The following is a 13,780-nucleotide window of genomic DNA, read 5'->3' as shown; positions in this document are numbered from 1 at the left end:
TCCCGGCCTTTGGCCGCTCGTTGCGCGCATTGCCTGCGATCTCTCGATGCGCCATCGACGCCGGGCCGGCACGCGCCGCGCTGCATCGTTGCCGGATTATCGCGCCGATCGCGATGCGAGCGCCATCGGGCGATTGGCTATAATGCTCGTTCCATCGGACAGGCGGCGGGCCGCCTTCCGTCCCGATTCCCATCCGCACTGCAAGAGAACGCTCATGAGCTTTAGCAATGTCCCGGCGGGCAAGGACCTGCCGCACGACTTCAACGTGATCATCGAAATCCCGGCGCAAAGCGAGCCGGTCAAATACGAGGCGGACAAGGAGCTAGGCCTCCTCGTGGTCGACCGCTTCATCGGCACCGGCATGCGCTATCCGGTCAACTACGGCTTCATTCCGCAAACGCTGTCGGGCGATGGCGATCCGGTCGACGTGCTCGTCATCACGCCGTTCCCGCTGCTCGCAGGCTCGGTCGTGCGCGCGCGCGCGCTGGGCATGCTGAAGATGACCGACGAGTCGGGCGTCGACGCGAAGCTCATCGCCGTGCCGCACGACAAGATCAGCCCGATGACGGCCGGCATCCAGTCGCTCGACGACGTGCCCGGCTATCTGAAGGACCAGATCAAGCACTTCTTCGAACAGTACAAGGCGCTCGAGAAGGGCAAGTGGGTGAAGGTCGACGGCTGGGACGGCATCGAAGCCGCGCACAAGGAAATTTCCGAAGGCGTCGCGAACTTCAAGAAGTAAGCGCCGTCGCGGCGCTCGATGTGCCGCTCGCTGTACCGGAACCGCGCGTGCCTCGTCATGAGGCCGCGCGGTTTTGTTTGGCGCGCACGCGGCGCGGGGCGGCTGCGCGTGCGTTTTCGTCTCCGGTTTCGCTTGCGGCGGCGGCTGGGATGGGCTTTGCTCCGTTGGAGGCGGGTGAACGCTTCGACGGCTTCGACGGCTTCGACGGCTTCGACGGCTTCGACGGCTTCGACGGCTTCGACGGCTTCGACGGCTTCGACGGCTTCGACGGCTTCGACGGCTTCGACGGCTTCGACGGCTTCGACGGCTTCGACGGCTTCGACGGCTTCGACGGCTTCGACGGCTTCGACGGCTTCGACGGCTTCGACGGCTTCGACGGCTTCGACGGCTTCGACGGCTTCGACGGCTTCGACGGCTTCGACGGCTTCGACGGCTTCGACGGCTTCGACGGCTTCGACGGCTTCGATGGCTTCGACGGCTTCGATAGCTCCGACGCGCCGCGCGCCCGTCTTGAGCGTGGACTCCGGGTCACGGCAGCACCGTCGGCCGCTTCGTCGGCCGCCGCCGCCGTCGTGCCGTTTTCAGCCGCATCCGTTCCGCTTGCGGCATGCCCGACATCGACATCGCGTCCGCCGGCCGCTGTGGCCGGCAGCACCGACATGAGCGGCAGCGCGCCGCTCGCCAGCGCCCGCTTCTGCGTGGCCGTCAGTTGCTTGACTCGATATTCGGCCCGCGACGCGCTTGACCGGTCGGCAAGCTCGAACGATGCGAGCACGGCTCGCGGCTTGCGCGCGCGCGTATAGCGCGCGCCCTTGCCTTGCGCGTGTTGGGCGAAGCGGGCGGCAACATCGGTCGTGATGCCCGTGTAGACACTGCCGTCGGCGCATTCGATCAGGTATAGGTACCAGGACATGAGAGGCGGCGTGATGCGAAGCCGCCAGTGTCGCAGAAAACGCGCGGTGCGAACGCATCGAGCCGCCGGCGAAAGCCGATACGGTTTGCCCGATGATTCGCGCCGCGCGCCCGCTTAGCGCTGCGCGACCGCGTGATTGGGCGGGGTGCGCGACGAGCGCGATTCATGAACGCGCCAGAAAATCGCCGCGGACGCGAGCGTGATCGCGCCCACGCAAATGAAGCTCAGCTTGAAGCCGAGCAGCGTCGAACCGGTTTGCGTGCCGAACAGCGCCGCCAGCCCGCTGCCCACCGATGCGCCAAGCCCCATCGACAGCATCTGCACCATCGAATAGAGGCTGTTGCCGCTCGCGGCGTCGCGATGCGGCAGGCTTTTCAGCGTGACGCTGTTCATCGCCGCGATCTGCACCGAATTGGTCGCGCCGAAGATCGCGATCAGCGCCATTTCGAAGACGAGCGGCGTGTCGGGGCCGATCGTCGCGAACAACGTGATCACCGCGCCGACGATCAGCGTGTTGACGAACAGGAAAGTCCGGTAGCCGTGACGGCGAACGAGCGGCGTGATCCACGGCTTCGCGACCACGCCGGCGATCGCGGCCGGCACGAGCAGCAGCCCCGAGCGCAGCGGTGCATAGCCGAACTCGAGCTGCATCATCAGCGGCAGCAGGAACGGCGTCGCGCCGATGCCGATGCGCGAGACCAGATTGCCCGCCAGGCCGACGGCGAAGTTCGGTTCGCGAAAGAGTTCGAGCCGGAAGAGCGGATTCGCGCGTTTGCGCGCATGCGCGACATAGGCGAGCGTCGCGGCCACTGCGGTCGCGGCGATGCCGAGCGTCCATATCGTGTAGCCGCCGTCCGACGATGCATCAATCGCGAGCGAGCCGGCGATCATCGCGCTCGACAGCAGCGTGTAGCCGGTGTAGTCGAACGGCGGCGGATCGATCGGTTGGTCTTGCGGCATGTAGCGGTGAACGGCGACGAGGCCGATCGCGCAGATCGGCAGATTGACGAGAAAGATCCAGTACCACGACATCGATTGGGTGATCCAGCCGCCGAGCGTGGGCCCCAGGATCGGCCCGATCTGGCCGAAGATCGACACGAACGCGAGCGCGGCGACATATTCGTCGCCGGGCACGCCGCGCAGCACCGCGAGCCGTCCGATCGGCAGCAGCATCGAGCCGCCGATGCCTTGCAGCACGCGGGCGACGATGAGTTGAGCCGGGGTTTGCGCGGCCGCGCAGCACAGCGAGCCGAGCGCGAACACGACGATCGCGGTGAAGAATACGCGACGCGTGCCGAAACGGTCCGCGAGCCAGCCGGACGCGGGGGTGAGGGTGGCCATCGTCAACGTGTAGGCGGTGACGACGCTATGCATCGAGAGCGCGTTTTGGCCCAGCGCATGAGCGATCGACGGCAACGCCGTGTTGACGATGGTCGTATCGACGGCCTGCATGAAAAAGGCCGTGGCGACAATCCAGAGCAGCGTCGTGCGAGAAGTAGTATTGGACATGGCGCGGACGTTGAAAGTGAGCGTCGCGGGTGGCCGCGCGACGCGAGCCCCGCGAGCCCGGGCAGGGCTCGCGAAGAACATGGTTATTGGGATAGGGTCGTGCCGCGTGGAATGGGCAAACACCGGCCCTGCCCGGCGAGGGCAACCGGCGGCTTGCTCGAATGTGACGGCGCGAATGGCCGATATTTCTGCTTTATTTCTAAAATTTCCGGCTCGAGCAACCTATCCGGGCAGATGCCGAATGGCGCGACATTTGGCGAAAGCGGCTGCTTTTTGCCGTTTCCGACGAATGGAGAGATTAGATGCATTTAATACTCCTAATTGATAATCTGAAAAAAGATCGTCAACCAAAAGATCAAAATGTCTCCCCATCCTCTTCGGCCGCGATGAACCATGCCGCGCGGTATACCGAAGGACGGAACTGCAAATGCGCCTCGGAATATGAAGTTTTTATTTCAATTCCCCGAACCGAAATTCGAGAAACCGGAAACAGGGCCGAAACCGAATGCAATTGATCTCAACCGTTTCATTAGACTTTATTAAGCATGCCGAAAGTCTAGGGGATTTACCTACCAAATGGCAACTGAATAATCTTTCGATTTCCAAACGGAAATGAATGGTATCCAAATCGCCGATATAACATTGCGCCGGCGCGAAATGACCGTGCCCCATCCGAAATGGCGTCAGATGATTCGGTGTGTTAAGCAACTCGGATGGCGGCACGCTGCTTCGTGACACGCAAGAGCGCCGCGTGCGCGGGTTCCGTACCCCGGCGGCCCTGGGTCGGCTCACGCGCGAGTGCTTCGTCGCTTCGCAGTCCGATGCTCGGGCGGGTTGCCGCAGCTGATAGCGCCTAACGGTGCGCGCCCGTTGTCAGCGCCCGCCGGACTTGAACGGATCGTGCTCGCGCAATTCGTCGACGTAAGCGTGAATTTGGTTCGCCTCGTGCTCGAGGAAGCGGCCGACCGCATCCGCGAACGCCGGATGCGCGAGCCAGTGCGCGGAGCGCGTGACGGTCGGCAGAAAGCCGCGCGCCAGCTTGTGCTCGCCTTGCGCGCCGCCTTCGAATGTCGCGAGCCGCTCGTCGATGCAGAATTCGAGCAATTGATAGTACGCGGTTTCGAAATGCAGGCATCGCACATGCTCGACCGCACCCCAGTAGCGGCCGTACAGCGTACCGCGCGGCGCGCGGCCGGCGGTGGCGTCTCGCTTCGCTTCGCGCCCGTTCGCGAGAGCCGCGCCGGTATCGTTGTCGGCATGTGCGCTCGCATCGGCATCCGCGTCGCGTTGATAAAACGCCAGCGCGCTCGCAATCGGCTTGCCGCCGCGCTCGGCGATCACGAGCAGCAGGTTCTGCGGCATCGTCGAGCCGATTTCCTTGAAGAAGTCGAAATTCAGGTACGGGCTCGAGAAATGCTCGCGGTAGGTCTGCCGATAGCAGCGCGTGAAGAAACGCCAATCGGCGTCGGTTGCGTCCTCGCCGCGCACGCGGCGGAACGTGACGCCCGCGTCGGCGACCTTGCGGCGCTCCGCACGAATGTTCTTGCGCTTTTTTTGTTCGAGCGTCGCGAGAAAATCTTCGAAATCGCGATAGCCGTCGTTCAGCCAGTGGAACTGCACGCCTTCGCGCTGCATCATGCCCATGTCGGCGAGCGTGCGCGCTTCGTCTTCGGTCGGAAACAGCACATGCAGCGACGACACGTCGCTTTGTTCCGCGAGCGCGATGAGCGTCGCGGCCAGCCGGCGGCGCGCGTGATCGTCGACGGCGAGCAGCCGGCTGCCTTGCACCGGCGTGAACGGCGTGGCGCAGACGAGCTTCGGATAGTACGGCAGCCCGTTGCGCTGGTATGCGTCGGCCCACGCCCAGTCGAATACATATTCGCCGTATGAATGGGCTTTCAGATAGACGGGCGCGGCCGCGGCGAGTGCGCCGCTTGCGTCGGTCAGCGTGACGAAGCGCGGCGCCCAGCCGGTATCGTCGAGCGCGCAGCGGGCGCGGTGCAGCGCGCTCAGGAACGCGTGCTTCAGGAAGGGCGTCGGCTGCGCGGCGCGCGCGACGAGCGCGTCCCACTCGGCGGCGTTCGCGTCGAGCGGTGATGACAGGAGGCCCATGCGATAATCGCAACGTTCGTGTTTCAACGATCTGAATCCTTTTCGTCGGTACTCGTTCGTGCCCGTTCGCACCTTGTTCGTACCCGTTCGTATCGTCCGGCATGCGCGCCGTAGCGCGCCGCCAGCCGGTACGTTTGCTCAAAGCCGTTCGTGCAGCGGCCAACCGGCCGCGTTGATTCCGTGATGAAGACCCGTATTGCTCTTGCCCAACTCAACGTCACTGTCGGCGATTTTGCCGGCAACGTCGCCAAGATCGTCGCCGCCGCGCGCGCCGCGCACGCCGCCGGCGCGCAGCTTATGATCGCGCCGGAGCTTGCGCTGTCGGGCTATCCGCCCGAGGATCTGCTGCTGCGCCCGGCGTTCTACGCGGCGTCGGCCGACGCGCTCGCCGATCTCGCCGCGCAACTGAAGCCGCTCGCGGGGCTCGCGGTGCTGGTCGGCCATCCGTTGCGCACGGCCGGCGCGGGCGCGCCAAGCGCCGATGGTAATGCAAACCGCCCGATCGAGCGCGGCATCGACCCGGTCGACACCTACAACGCGGCCTCGCTGATCGTCGGCGGCGAAGTGGTCGGCACGTACCGGAAGCAGGATTTGCCGAACACCGAGGTGTTCGACGAGAAACGTTATTTCGCGACGGATGCAGCGCCTTACGTATTCGAGCTGAACGGCGTGAAGTTCGGCGTCGTGATTTGCGAGGATGTGTGGCACGCGTCGGCCGCGCAGCTTGCGAAGGCAGCGGGCGCGCAGGTGCTGATTGTGCCGAACGGCTCGCCGTATCACATGAACAAGGAGGCGGTGCGCGTGGACATTCTGCGCGCGCGGATTCGCGAAACGGGCCTGCCGATGATTTACGTGAACCTGGTGGGAGGGCAGGACGAACTGGTGTTCGATGGCGGCTCGTTCGTGCTCGACGGGGCCGGCGAGCTGGTTGCGAAGATGCCGCAATTCGACGAAGGCAATGCGATCGTCGAATTCGACGGCGCGCGGCCGGTGCCCGCGCGCATCGCGCCGGAACTGCCGGTCGAGGCGCAGGTGTATCGCGCGCTCGTGCTCGGCGTGCGCGACTACATCGGCAAGAACGGCTTTCCGGGGGCGATCATCGGGCTGTCGGGCGGCGTCGATTCGGCGCTCGTGCTGGCGATCGCGGTCGACGCGCTCGGGCCCGAGCGCGTGCGCGCGGTGATGATGCCGTCGCGTTACACGGCCGACATGTCGACGACCGATGCGGCCGACATGGCGCGGCGCGTCGGCGTGCGCTACGACGAGATCGCGATCGCGCCGATGTTCGATGCGTTTCGCGCATCGCTTGCGGCCGAGTTCGCGGGGCTGGCGGAGGATGCGGCCGAGGAGAATATCCAGGCGCGAATTCGCGGCACGCTGTTGATGGCGCTGTCGAACAAGTTCGGCTCGATCGTGCTGACGACCGGCAACAAGAGCGAGATGGCAGTCGGCTACTGCACGCTGTACGGCGACATGGCCGGCGGTTTCGCAGTCATCAAGGACATCGCGAAGACGCTCGTATACCGCCTCTGCCGCTACCGGAACGCGAGCGCCGATTATGGCGTGCGCGACGTCATCCCCGAGCGGATTCTGACCCGCGCGCCATCCGCCGAGCTGCGCGAGAACCAGACCGACCAGGACAGCCTGCCGCCATACGACGTGCTCGACGCGATCATGCGGATGTACATGGAGGAGGACCGGCCGCTCTCGGAGATCGTCGCGGCCGGCTATGCGCAGGATGACGTCAAGCGCGTCACGCGGCTCATCAAGATCAACGAGTACAAGCGGCGCCAGGCGCCCGTCGGAATTCGCGTCACGCATCGCGCGTTCGGGCGCGACTGGCGCTATCCGATCACGTCGCGTTTCGCCGAGCGTATCGACTGACGCGGCGCGCGGCTAGAATCGACCGGCGATTTCCACTCATTCGAAGCAGGGGGACACCATGAAACGCATTACTGCCATCATCAAACCGTTCAAGCTGGACGAGGTGCGCGAGGCGCTCGCCGAAGTCGGCTTGACGGGGCTTACCGTAACCGAGGTGAAAGGGTTTGGCCGGCAAAAGGGCCATACCGAGCTTTATCGCGGCGCCGAATATGTCGTCGACTTTCTACCGAAGATCAAGATCGAGGTGGTGGTCGCGAGCGATATCGTCGATCGCGTGATCGACGCGGTGATCGGCGCCGCGCGCACGGGCAAGATCGGCGACGGCAAGATCTTCGTGTCGGACGTCGAGCGTGTGATACGAATCCGCACCGGCGAGGAGAACGAGGCGGCGGTCTGATCGACGGCCGTCGCGGCCGCGGATGAAGCACGCGCCGTGCGGCGCGCGCTTCATTCTGCGTCGCGTCCGCCCGCGCGGGGGCGCTCACGTGTGGTTGCGTTGGCCTCTCGCAGCCCCGCGCAGGCGGGTTTGTCTGTACCGCATCGGGTTCGCCGTGAGCAACGCGCGAGCGCGGAACAAGCAGAGCCGTTCCGCAGCCGGCAAAAAAAACGGCGCGGTGCCCGTGTGGGCATCGCGCCGGTACGCGCCTCTCGCAGCAGCGTAAAAGACTATCGATTCAAGTTGTCAGACATTCCGGCATTAGAACAGATGCTGGATGCCGGCATAGAAGCCCGTCTGGCTGTGGCCGGGCAGCGGATTGTCGTTGTAGCCGCCGCCTTGGATCGGGCCGCCAGGGCCTGCGTTGTTGGCCTCGAGGCCGAAGTTCGCGTTCTTGCTGTTGCGTACCGTCGCGACCTGGAAGTCGAGCAGCGTGCGCTTGGACAGGTTGTACGTGCCGCCGAGCGTGTAGATGTTCGCGTTGCCGCCGCCGTGGTTCGCGTTCACGTGATAGACGGCGGCGATCAGCGCGGCGGCCGGCGTTGCCTGCCACGTCACGCCGCCCCAGACTTGCTGGGTGCCGGTGATGCCCTGATTCGCCGGCGGCGCGCCGTCGGCGTGCGAAGCCTGGTAGGCCGCTTGCAGCTTGAATTGGCCGAGGAACACGTTCACGCCCGCAAAGTATTCGCGCGAGTAGTTGAACACGTCGTCGAGCTTGCCGTTTGCCGGATTACGCGCTTCGTCGTAGATGCCGCGGACCTGGAACAGTGAGTTCGTGTAGGTGAGCTGCAGGCCCGCGCTGCGGCCCTGGCCCGTGGTGCCGTTGCCGTTCCAGTTCGTCGCGTTCGACAGCGAATACTGGCCGTAGACGTCGAAGCCGTAGAACTTCGGCGATTGATACGAGATGTTGTTGCTCGTCTTGTTCCAGTTACGGCCGCGCACGAGCGAGGCGGTCGACCAGGCGGATTGACCGAACGGGTCGAAGTCCCACACGCCGTTCGCGATCGCGAGTTCGCGACCCAACAGCAGCGTGCCGTATGCGTCGTTCGACAGGCCGACGGTCGCCCAGCGGTTCCAGATACTGCCGCCGCCTGGGCCGCTGCCGTCCATCGTGTTGAAACTGCCTTCCAACTGGAACACGACCTTATTGCCGCCGCCGATGTCTTCCGTACCCTTCAAGCCCCAGAGGCTCGTGCCCCAATCGCCGCTTTCCGCGCGCCAGCGGTTGGTCTTTTGGCCGTTCGCGCCCACGAGACCGTTGATGTACTCGATACCGGCATCGAGACGGCCATACAGCGTCACGCTGCTTTGAGCGTGAGCCGCCACTCCGGCAGTCGCCAGCACCGCCGCGAGCATTGCTTTTTTCATCATCCCCTCCATACCCTTTGTCAAAAAAGTTAACCCGGAACTACGCGACATGCCCGGCGTTGCAGGCCGGGCAAAATGGGGTAACCAGGGAGACCACATCCGGTCGAGAGTGCGGCACGCACGTGAGCGAGCGGGTGAAAACGCTGTTTTGCGAACCCGTGCGGCCGAAGCACGCGACCTGTCGGGGTCTCCTGTTGCCATGAAGTAAAACTACATTTCATGGCTTTCGTTTTGCTACTTTGGTTACTAATTTAGCAAAAATAAAATTTTGTGGCGATGGAAATCGTTGTTTGACTAGCGCATGTCGCCAAATTGCCATAGCCGTGTGCCGCAGCGCACTCAGCGGCACTGGGACAGGCACCCGAAACCCTTGTCGTGCAAGACATTTGAGGATTCGGGCGGGAGGGGTCAAGGATTGCCACTATTGACGCTGGGCAGGCGTGGGGGTAAAGCGCGCCGATGCGGATCGGGCGAAGAATGCGTAACGAAAACGAAGGGTTGGGCGGGCGCCGGACAGCGCCCGCGGCGCATTACTTGAGGCTGCCGGACAGGAACTGCTTGAGGCGCTCGCTCTTGGTCGCGCCGAATACGTCGGCGGGCGCGCCTTGCTCCTCGACGCGCCCCTGGTGCAGGAACATCACGTGATTCGACACGTTGCGCGCGAAGCCCATCTCGTGCGTGACCACGATCATCGTGCGCCCTTCCTCCGCGAGCTTCTGCATCACCTTCAGCACTTCGCCCACCAACTCCGGGTCCAGCGCCGAGGTCGGCTCGTCGAACAGCATCACGTCCGGATGCATCGCCAGCGCGCGCGCAATCGCCACGCGCTGCTGCTGGCCGCCCGACAGATGCGACGGATACTGCTTCTCCACCCGCGGCGCGAGCCCGACCTTCTCCAGATATTCGCGCGCGCGCTCCTGCGCCTCTTTCTTCGGAATCCCGAGCACATGCACCGGCGCTTCCATCACGTTTTCCAGCACGTTCATGTGCGCCCACAGATTGAAGTGCTGGAACACCATCGCGAGCTTCGTGCGCACGCGCTGCAACTGCTTCGGATCGGCGGCCTTGAGCACGCCCGTCTTGTCCTTCGCGGTACGCACTTCCTCGCCATCGACGAAGATGCGGCCCGCGTTCGGCTGCTCGAGGAAATTGATACAGCGCAGCATCGTGCTCTTGCCCGAGCCGGACGAGCCGATCACGCTGATCACGTCGCCCGCTTGCGCGCGCAGCGATACGCCCTTCAGGACTTCATTGTTGCCGTAGCATTTGTGGAGATCGTCGACGAAAAGCTTATGCATCTGGGAGTTCATCAGAGGCGGTCCGGGTTCATTTGCCTTGCGGGCGCAGATAGGCGAGCCAGCGACGCTCGGCGCGGCGGAACAGCCACACGAGCGCAAACGAGATCGCGAGGTAGAGCAGGGCGGCGATGCCGAATGCGTGGAACGACATATAGGTCGCCGAATTGACGTCGCGCGCGATCTTCAGGATATCGGGCACGGTCGCCGTGAATGCGACGGTCGTCGCGTGCAGCATCAGGATCACTTCGTTGCTGTACAGCGGCAGTGCGCGGCGCAACGCCGACGGCAGCACGATGCGCCGATACAGCGTGAACGTCGACATCCCATAGGCGCGCGCGGCCTCGATCTCGCCATACGAGGTCGCCTTGATCGCGCCGGCGAAGATCTCGGTGGTGTACGCGCAGGTGTTCAGCGTGAATGCGAGCAGCGTGCAATGCATGCCGTCGCGGAAGAACGCATCGAGCATCGGCGTGCCGCGCACGATCTGCAAGCTATAGAGGCCGGTGTAGCAGAGCAGGAGCTGCACGTACAGCGGCGTGCCGCGAAACACGTAGGTATAGAGCCACACAGAGAACGCGAGCCATTTGCGCTTGGACACCCGCGCGACCGCAAGCGGAATCGACAGGCAGAACCCGAATCCGATCGACACGACGAGCAGCCACAGCGTGATCGTGAGGCCGGTGAATCGATACCCGTCGGTATACAGATAGTTGCGCCAGTATTCTTGGATCAGCTCGATCATAGGTCAGCCTTGCGTACACCCGTCGAATAGCGCTTCTCGAGCCACATCAGCACGAAGTTCGAGAGCGTCGTGATCGCGAGATAGATTGCGCCCGCGAGCAGCGTGAAGAAAAAGAACCGCAGCGTGCCCTTGCCCGCATCCTGCGATGCCTTCACGACGTCGGCGAGGCCGATGATCGACACGAGTGCGGTGGATTTGACGAGCACCTGCCAGTTGTTGCCGATGCCGGGCAGCGCGAAGCGCATCATCTGCGGGAACATGATGCGCGAGAACACCTGCCAGTTCGTCATTCCATACGCGCTACCCGCTTCGAGCTGGCCGCGCGGCACCGACAGGAACGCGCCGCGGAACGTCTCGGTGAAGTACGCGCCGTAGATGAAGCCGAGCACGAGCACGCCCGCCGCGAACGGATCGATGTCGATCTGATCCCAGTTCATCACGTCGGTCAGCTGGTTGAGCCAGATCTGGATGCTGTAGAAGAGCAGCAGCATCAGCACGAGATCGGGCACGCCGCGGATCAGTGTCGTGTAGAGCGTCGCGGCGCCGTTCGACAGCCGGTTCTTCGACAGTTTCGCCGCCGCGCCGAGGAGGCCGAGCAGAAACGACAGCGCGAGCGACAGCACCGCGAGCTTGACGGTTTGCCAGGTGCCGGAAAGTATCAGCGGGCCGTAGCCTTGAAGAAACATATGAAATCCTTGACGACGCGCCAGGCGCAACGCAGGCGTGCATCGCGCGTTGCGCGGGGCGCGCCGTGCATATCGAACGTATCCCGCGCCGTTCTCGCTTTCGCGTAAATGCGCCGCTCCAGTGGGCGGCGTGCGGTGTCCCGCGACCGGCGGTTGCTGCTGCGCGGGCCGCGCGCCGGTCGCGCCGTGCGGCTCACGCCGGCCTTGCGGCCGCTATCGGCCGTTGCCGTTACTTCGCCGAATAGATGCTGTACGGGAAGTATTTGCGCGACAGCTTGTCGTAGGTGCCGTCCTGATGGATCGACGCGAGCGCGCGGTTGATCATCGCTTTCAGCTCGGCGTCTTCCTTGCGCAGGCCGATCGCCGTGCCGTCGCCGAGCGTCTTCGGGTCCTGCACGGCCGGTCCCGCCCATGCGAAGCCTTTGCCGCGCGGCGTGCGCAGGAAGCCGTAGTCGGCTTGAAACTCGTCTTGCAGCGTCGCGTCGAGGCGGCCGGAGCCGAGATCCGCGTACACCTGATCCTGATTCTGGTACGACACGATCGTCACGCCCTTGGGCTCCCAATGCGCCTTCACGAAAGTCTCCTGCGTCGAACCCTGCTCGACGCCGACCCGCTTGCCCTTGAGCGACTCGACGCTCGGCACCAGCGGCGAGCCGGCCTTCGCGATCATTCGCGCGGGTGCGTCGTACAGTTTGTCGGAGAAATCGATCTGCTCGCGGCGCTTGTCGGTGACGGTCAGCGACGACACGATCACGTCGAACTTCTTCGCCTTGAGCGCGGGGATGACGCCGTCGAGATCCTGCGGTATCCAAACGCACTTGACGTTGATCCGCTTGCAGATTTCCTTGGTCAGATCCACGTCGAAACCGACGATCTCGCCGTTCGGCGCGGTCGATTCGAACGGCGGATAGCTGGCATCGACGCCGATCCGCACGGTCTTCCATTCTTTCGCGAAGGCGCCGCCCGCCGCGAAGGCGAGAGCCGCGCACAGGGCGAGCTTTTTCATGTCGTTCCTCTTGCTGACTTTCGGGTGCGTGCCGCGGTTATCGGGCCACGTGCGCCGGGCGTATTCTAGGCGGTCAAAATTCGCGTTCGTCGGCTCGACGCGGCCTGCCGCGGCGGCGGTGTTCGGCGTGAGCGGCCAAAAGCGCGGTATTTTACCCGAACGTCGGCCGCGATTTCGCGGAAATGGTCCGCGCGCCGATTGGAGCGATAGATGCAACAAATCGGTGCAGTCGGATCGATTGATGCGAGGGGGTGGCGCCCTTACATTGGAGTCATATCAATTTTGTTTGGGAGAGACGCCATGTTTCAGATCCTTCGCGCGAACGACCGCGGCCATGCGAACCACGGCTGGCTCGATACTTGGCACAGCTTTTCGTTCGCCGAGTACTACGATGCCGAGCACGTTCATTTCGGCCCGCTGCGCGTGCTCAACGACGACCGCATCGCGCCGACGCGCGGCTTCGGCATGCATCCGCACCGGGACATGGAGATCATTACGTATGTGCTCGACGGGGAGCTTGCGCACCGCGACAGCATGGGCAACGGCTCGATTATCCGGGCGGGCGACGTGCAGCGCATGAGCGCGGGTACCGGGATCGTTCATAGCGAGTACAACGCATCGCGGGATACGACGCTGCATCTGTTGCAGATCTGGTTGATTCCGACCGAGCGCGGCGGCAAGCCCGGCTACGAGGAAGTGCGCTTCACCGATGAGGACAAGCGCGGGCGGCTGCGGCTCGTCGCATCGCCGGACGGGCGCGACGGCTCGGTGTCGATGCGCGCGGATGCGTCGATCTATGCGGGTCTCGTCGACGGCGACGAGCGCATCGAGTTCGCGTTACCGCCCGGGCGGCGCGCATATGTCCATGTCGCGCGCGGCCGCGTGACGGTAAACGGCCAAGCGCTCGAGGCCGGGGACGGCGCGCGGCTGGCCGACGTCGAGACGGTCACGTTCGAGCACGGCAGCGCGGCGGAGGTGTTGTTGTTCGATCTGGCGTGATATCGGGCCGGGCGCTGCCACCGGCCGGCGCGGGCCGGGTCTGCCGCGCGAGCCGTTGCTTCGGGCAGGCGCTGAAACGCCGCGA

The 13,780-nt window shown here is 64.3% G+C and carries 12 protein-coding genes; 4 read left to right on the top strand and 8 right to left on the bottom strand.

Annotated features, from left to right (window positions below; translation table 11 throughout):
* Window positions 1-214 precede the first annotated feature (214 nt).
* Window positions 215-742 carry an inorganic diphosphatase gene (gene ppa, locus AQ611_RS13755; protein WP_059520583.1) on the top strand — a complete coding sequence of 176 codons (528 nt, stop codon included), beginning with the start codon at window positions 215-217 and terminating at the stop codon, window positions 740-742.
* A gap of 55 nt (window positions 743-797) precedes the next feature.
* Here the strand turns inward: ppa and AQ611_RS25585 are convergent, their stop codons facing one another.
* From AQ611_RS25585 to AQ611_RS13740, 3 genes are all read right to left on the bottom strand, one after another.
* The gene (locus tag AQ611_RS25585) at window positions 798-1,655 is read right to left on the bottom strand and encodes a GIY-YIG nuclease family protein (protein WP_156789225.1); all 858 of its coding nucleotides are present in this window, start codon (window positions 1,653-1,655) and stop codon (window positions 798-800) included.
* Window positions 1,656-1,769: 114 nt separating this feature from the next.
* Window positions 1,770-3,164 carry a DHA2 family efflux MFS transporter permease subunit gene (locus AQ611_RS13745; protein WP_069234833.1) on the bottom strand — a complete coding sequence of 465 codons (1,395 nt, stop codon included), beginning with the start codon at window positions 3,162-3,164 and terminating at the stop codon, window positions 1,770-1,772.
* Window positions 3,165-4,037: 873 nt separating this feature from the next.
* A complete protein-coding gene (locus AQ611_RS13740) occupies window positions 4,038-5,303 on the bottom strand; it encodes a GNAT family N-acetyltransferase (RefSeq protein ID WP_069234832.1) in 1,266 nt (421 codons plus the stop codon).
* Window positions 5,304-5,459: 156 nt separating this feature from the next.
* Here AQ611_RS13740 and AQ611_RS13735 point away from each other — a divergent pair, with 156 nt between their 5' ends.
* On the top strand, window positions 5,460-7,160 hold the full coding sequence (locus AQ611_RS13735) for an NAD+ synthase (RefSeq protein ID WP_069234831.1): 1,701 nt from the start codon (window positions 5,460-5,462) through the stop codon (window positions 7,158-7,160).
* Between the two features lie 58 nt (window positions 7,161-7,218).
* A complete protein-coding gene (locus AQ611_RS13730) occupies window positions 7,219-7,557 on the top strand; it encodes a P-II family nitrogen regulator (protein ID WP_059520367.1) in 339 nt (112 codons plus the stop codon).
* 300 nt (window positions 7,558-7,857) lie between these two features.
* On the opposite strand, the gene AQ611_RS13720 is transcribed toward AQ611_RS13730, so the two are convergent.
* From AQ611_RS13720 to AQ611_RS13700, 5 genes are all read right to left on the bottom strand, one after another.
* On the bottom strand, window positions 7,858-8,964 hold the full coding sequence (locus AQ611_RS13720; protein ID WP_059520582.1) for a porin: 1,107 nt from the start codon (window positions 8,962-8,964) through the stop codon (window positions 7,858-7,860).
* A gap of 530 nt (window positions 8,965-9,494) precedes the next feature.
* Window positions 9,495-10,274 (bottom strand): ABC transporter ATP-binding protein, encoded by a 780-nt coding sequence (locus AQ611_RS13715; RefSeq protein WP_059520366.1) that lies wholly within the window; start codon window positions 10,272-10,274, stop codon window positions 9,495-9,497.
* A gap of 16 nt (window positions 10,275-10,290) precedes the next feature.
* Window positions 10,291-11,004 carry an ABC transporter permease gene (locus AQ611_RS13710; protein ID WP_059520365.1) on the bottom strand — a complete coding sequence of 238 codons (714 nt, stop codon included), beginning with the start codon at window positions 11,002-11,004 and terminating at the stop codon, window positions 10,291-10,293.
* Window positions 11,001-11,690, bottom strand: coding sequence for an ABC transporter permease (locus AQ611_RS13705; protein ID WP_059520364.1), 690 nt, complete (start codon window positions 11,688-11,690; stop codon window positions 11,001-11,003). The genes AQ611_RS13710 and AQ611_RS13705 overlap by 4 nt, the downstream gene beginning before the upstream one ends.
* Before the next feature lie 229 nt (window positions 11,691-11,919).
* On the bottom strand, window positions 11,920-12,696 hold the full coding sequence (locus AQ611_RS13700; protein WP_069235308.1) for an ABC transporter substrate-binding protein: 777 nt from the start codon (window positions 12,694-12,696) through the stop codon (window positions 11,920-11,922).
* Between the two features lie 300 nt (window positions 12,697-12,996).
* Here AQ611_RS13700 and AQ611_RS13695 point away from each other — a divergent pair, with 300 nt between their 5' ends.
* Entirely contained in the window at window positions 12,997-13,695 is a 699-nt protein-coding gene (locus AQ611_RS13695; RefSeq protein WP_069234829.1) for a pirin family protein, read from the top strand.
* The last annotated feature ends 85 nt before the right edge of the window (window positions 13,696-13,780 follow it).

Origin of the sequence: Burkholderia singularis, assembly GCF_001718875.1 — a bacterium.
Taxonomy (GTDB): domain Bacteria; phylum Pseudomonadota; class Gammaproteobacteria; order Burkholderiales; family Burkholderiaceae; genus Burkholderia; species Burkholderia singularis.
The sequence above is the reverse complement of the archived record's forward strand: the minus strand, read 5'-3'. Positions and strand labels throughout refer to the sequence as shown.

Excerpts from the sequence above, each read along its gene's own strand:
- ppa (WP_059520583.1), top strand. The coding sequence starts at position 215 with ATGAGCTTTAGCAATGTCCCGGCGGGCAAGGACCTGCCGCACGACTTC.
- AQ611_RS25585 (WP_156789225.1), bottom strand. The coding sequence starts at position 1,655 with ATGTCCTGGTACCTATACCTGATCGAATGCGCCGACGGCAGTGTCTAC.
- AQ611_RS13745 (WP_069234833.1), bottom strand. The coding sequence starts at position 3,164 with ATGTCCAATACTACTTCTCGCACGACGCTGCTCTGGATTGTCGCCACG.
- AQ611_RS13735 (WP_069234831.1), top strand. The coding sequence starts at position 5,460 with ATGAAGACCCGTATTGCTCTTGCCCAACTCAACGTCACTGTCGGCGAT.
- AQ611_RS13730 (WP_059520367.1), top strand. The coding sequence starts at position 7,219 with ATGAAACGCATTACTGCCATCATCAAACCGTTCAAGCTGGACGAGGTG.
- AQ611_RS13720 (WP_059520582.1), bottom strand. The coding sequence starts at position 8,964 with ATGAAAAAAGCAATGCTCGCGGCGGTGCTGGCGACTGCCGGAGTGGCG.
- AQ611_RS13715 (WP_059520366.1), bottom strand. The coding sequence starts at position 10,274 with ATGAACTCCCAGATGCATAAGCTTTTCGTCGACGATCTCCACAAATGC.
- AQ611_RS13710 (WP_059520365.1), bottom strand. The coding sequence starts at position 11,004 with ATGATCGAGCTGATCCAAGAATACTGGCGCAACTATCTGTATACCGAC.
- AQ611_RS13705 (WP_059520364.1), bottom strand. The coding sequence starts at position 11,690 with ATGTTTCTTCAAGGCTACGGCCCGCTGATACTTTCCGGCACCTGGCAA.
- AQ611_RS13700 (WP_069235308.1), bottom strand. The coding sequence starts at position 12,696 with ATGAAAAAGCTCGCCCTGTGCGCGGCTCTCGCCTTCGCGGCGGGCGGC.
- AQ611_RS13695 (WP_069234829.1), top strand. The coding sequence starts at position 12,997 with ATGTTTCAGATCCTTCGCGCGAACGACCGCGGCCATGCGAACCACGGC.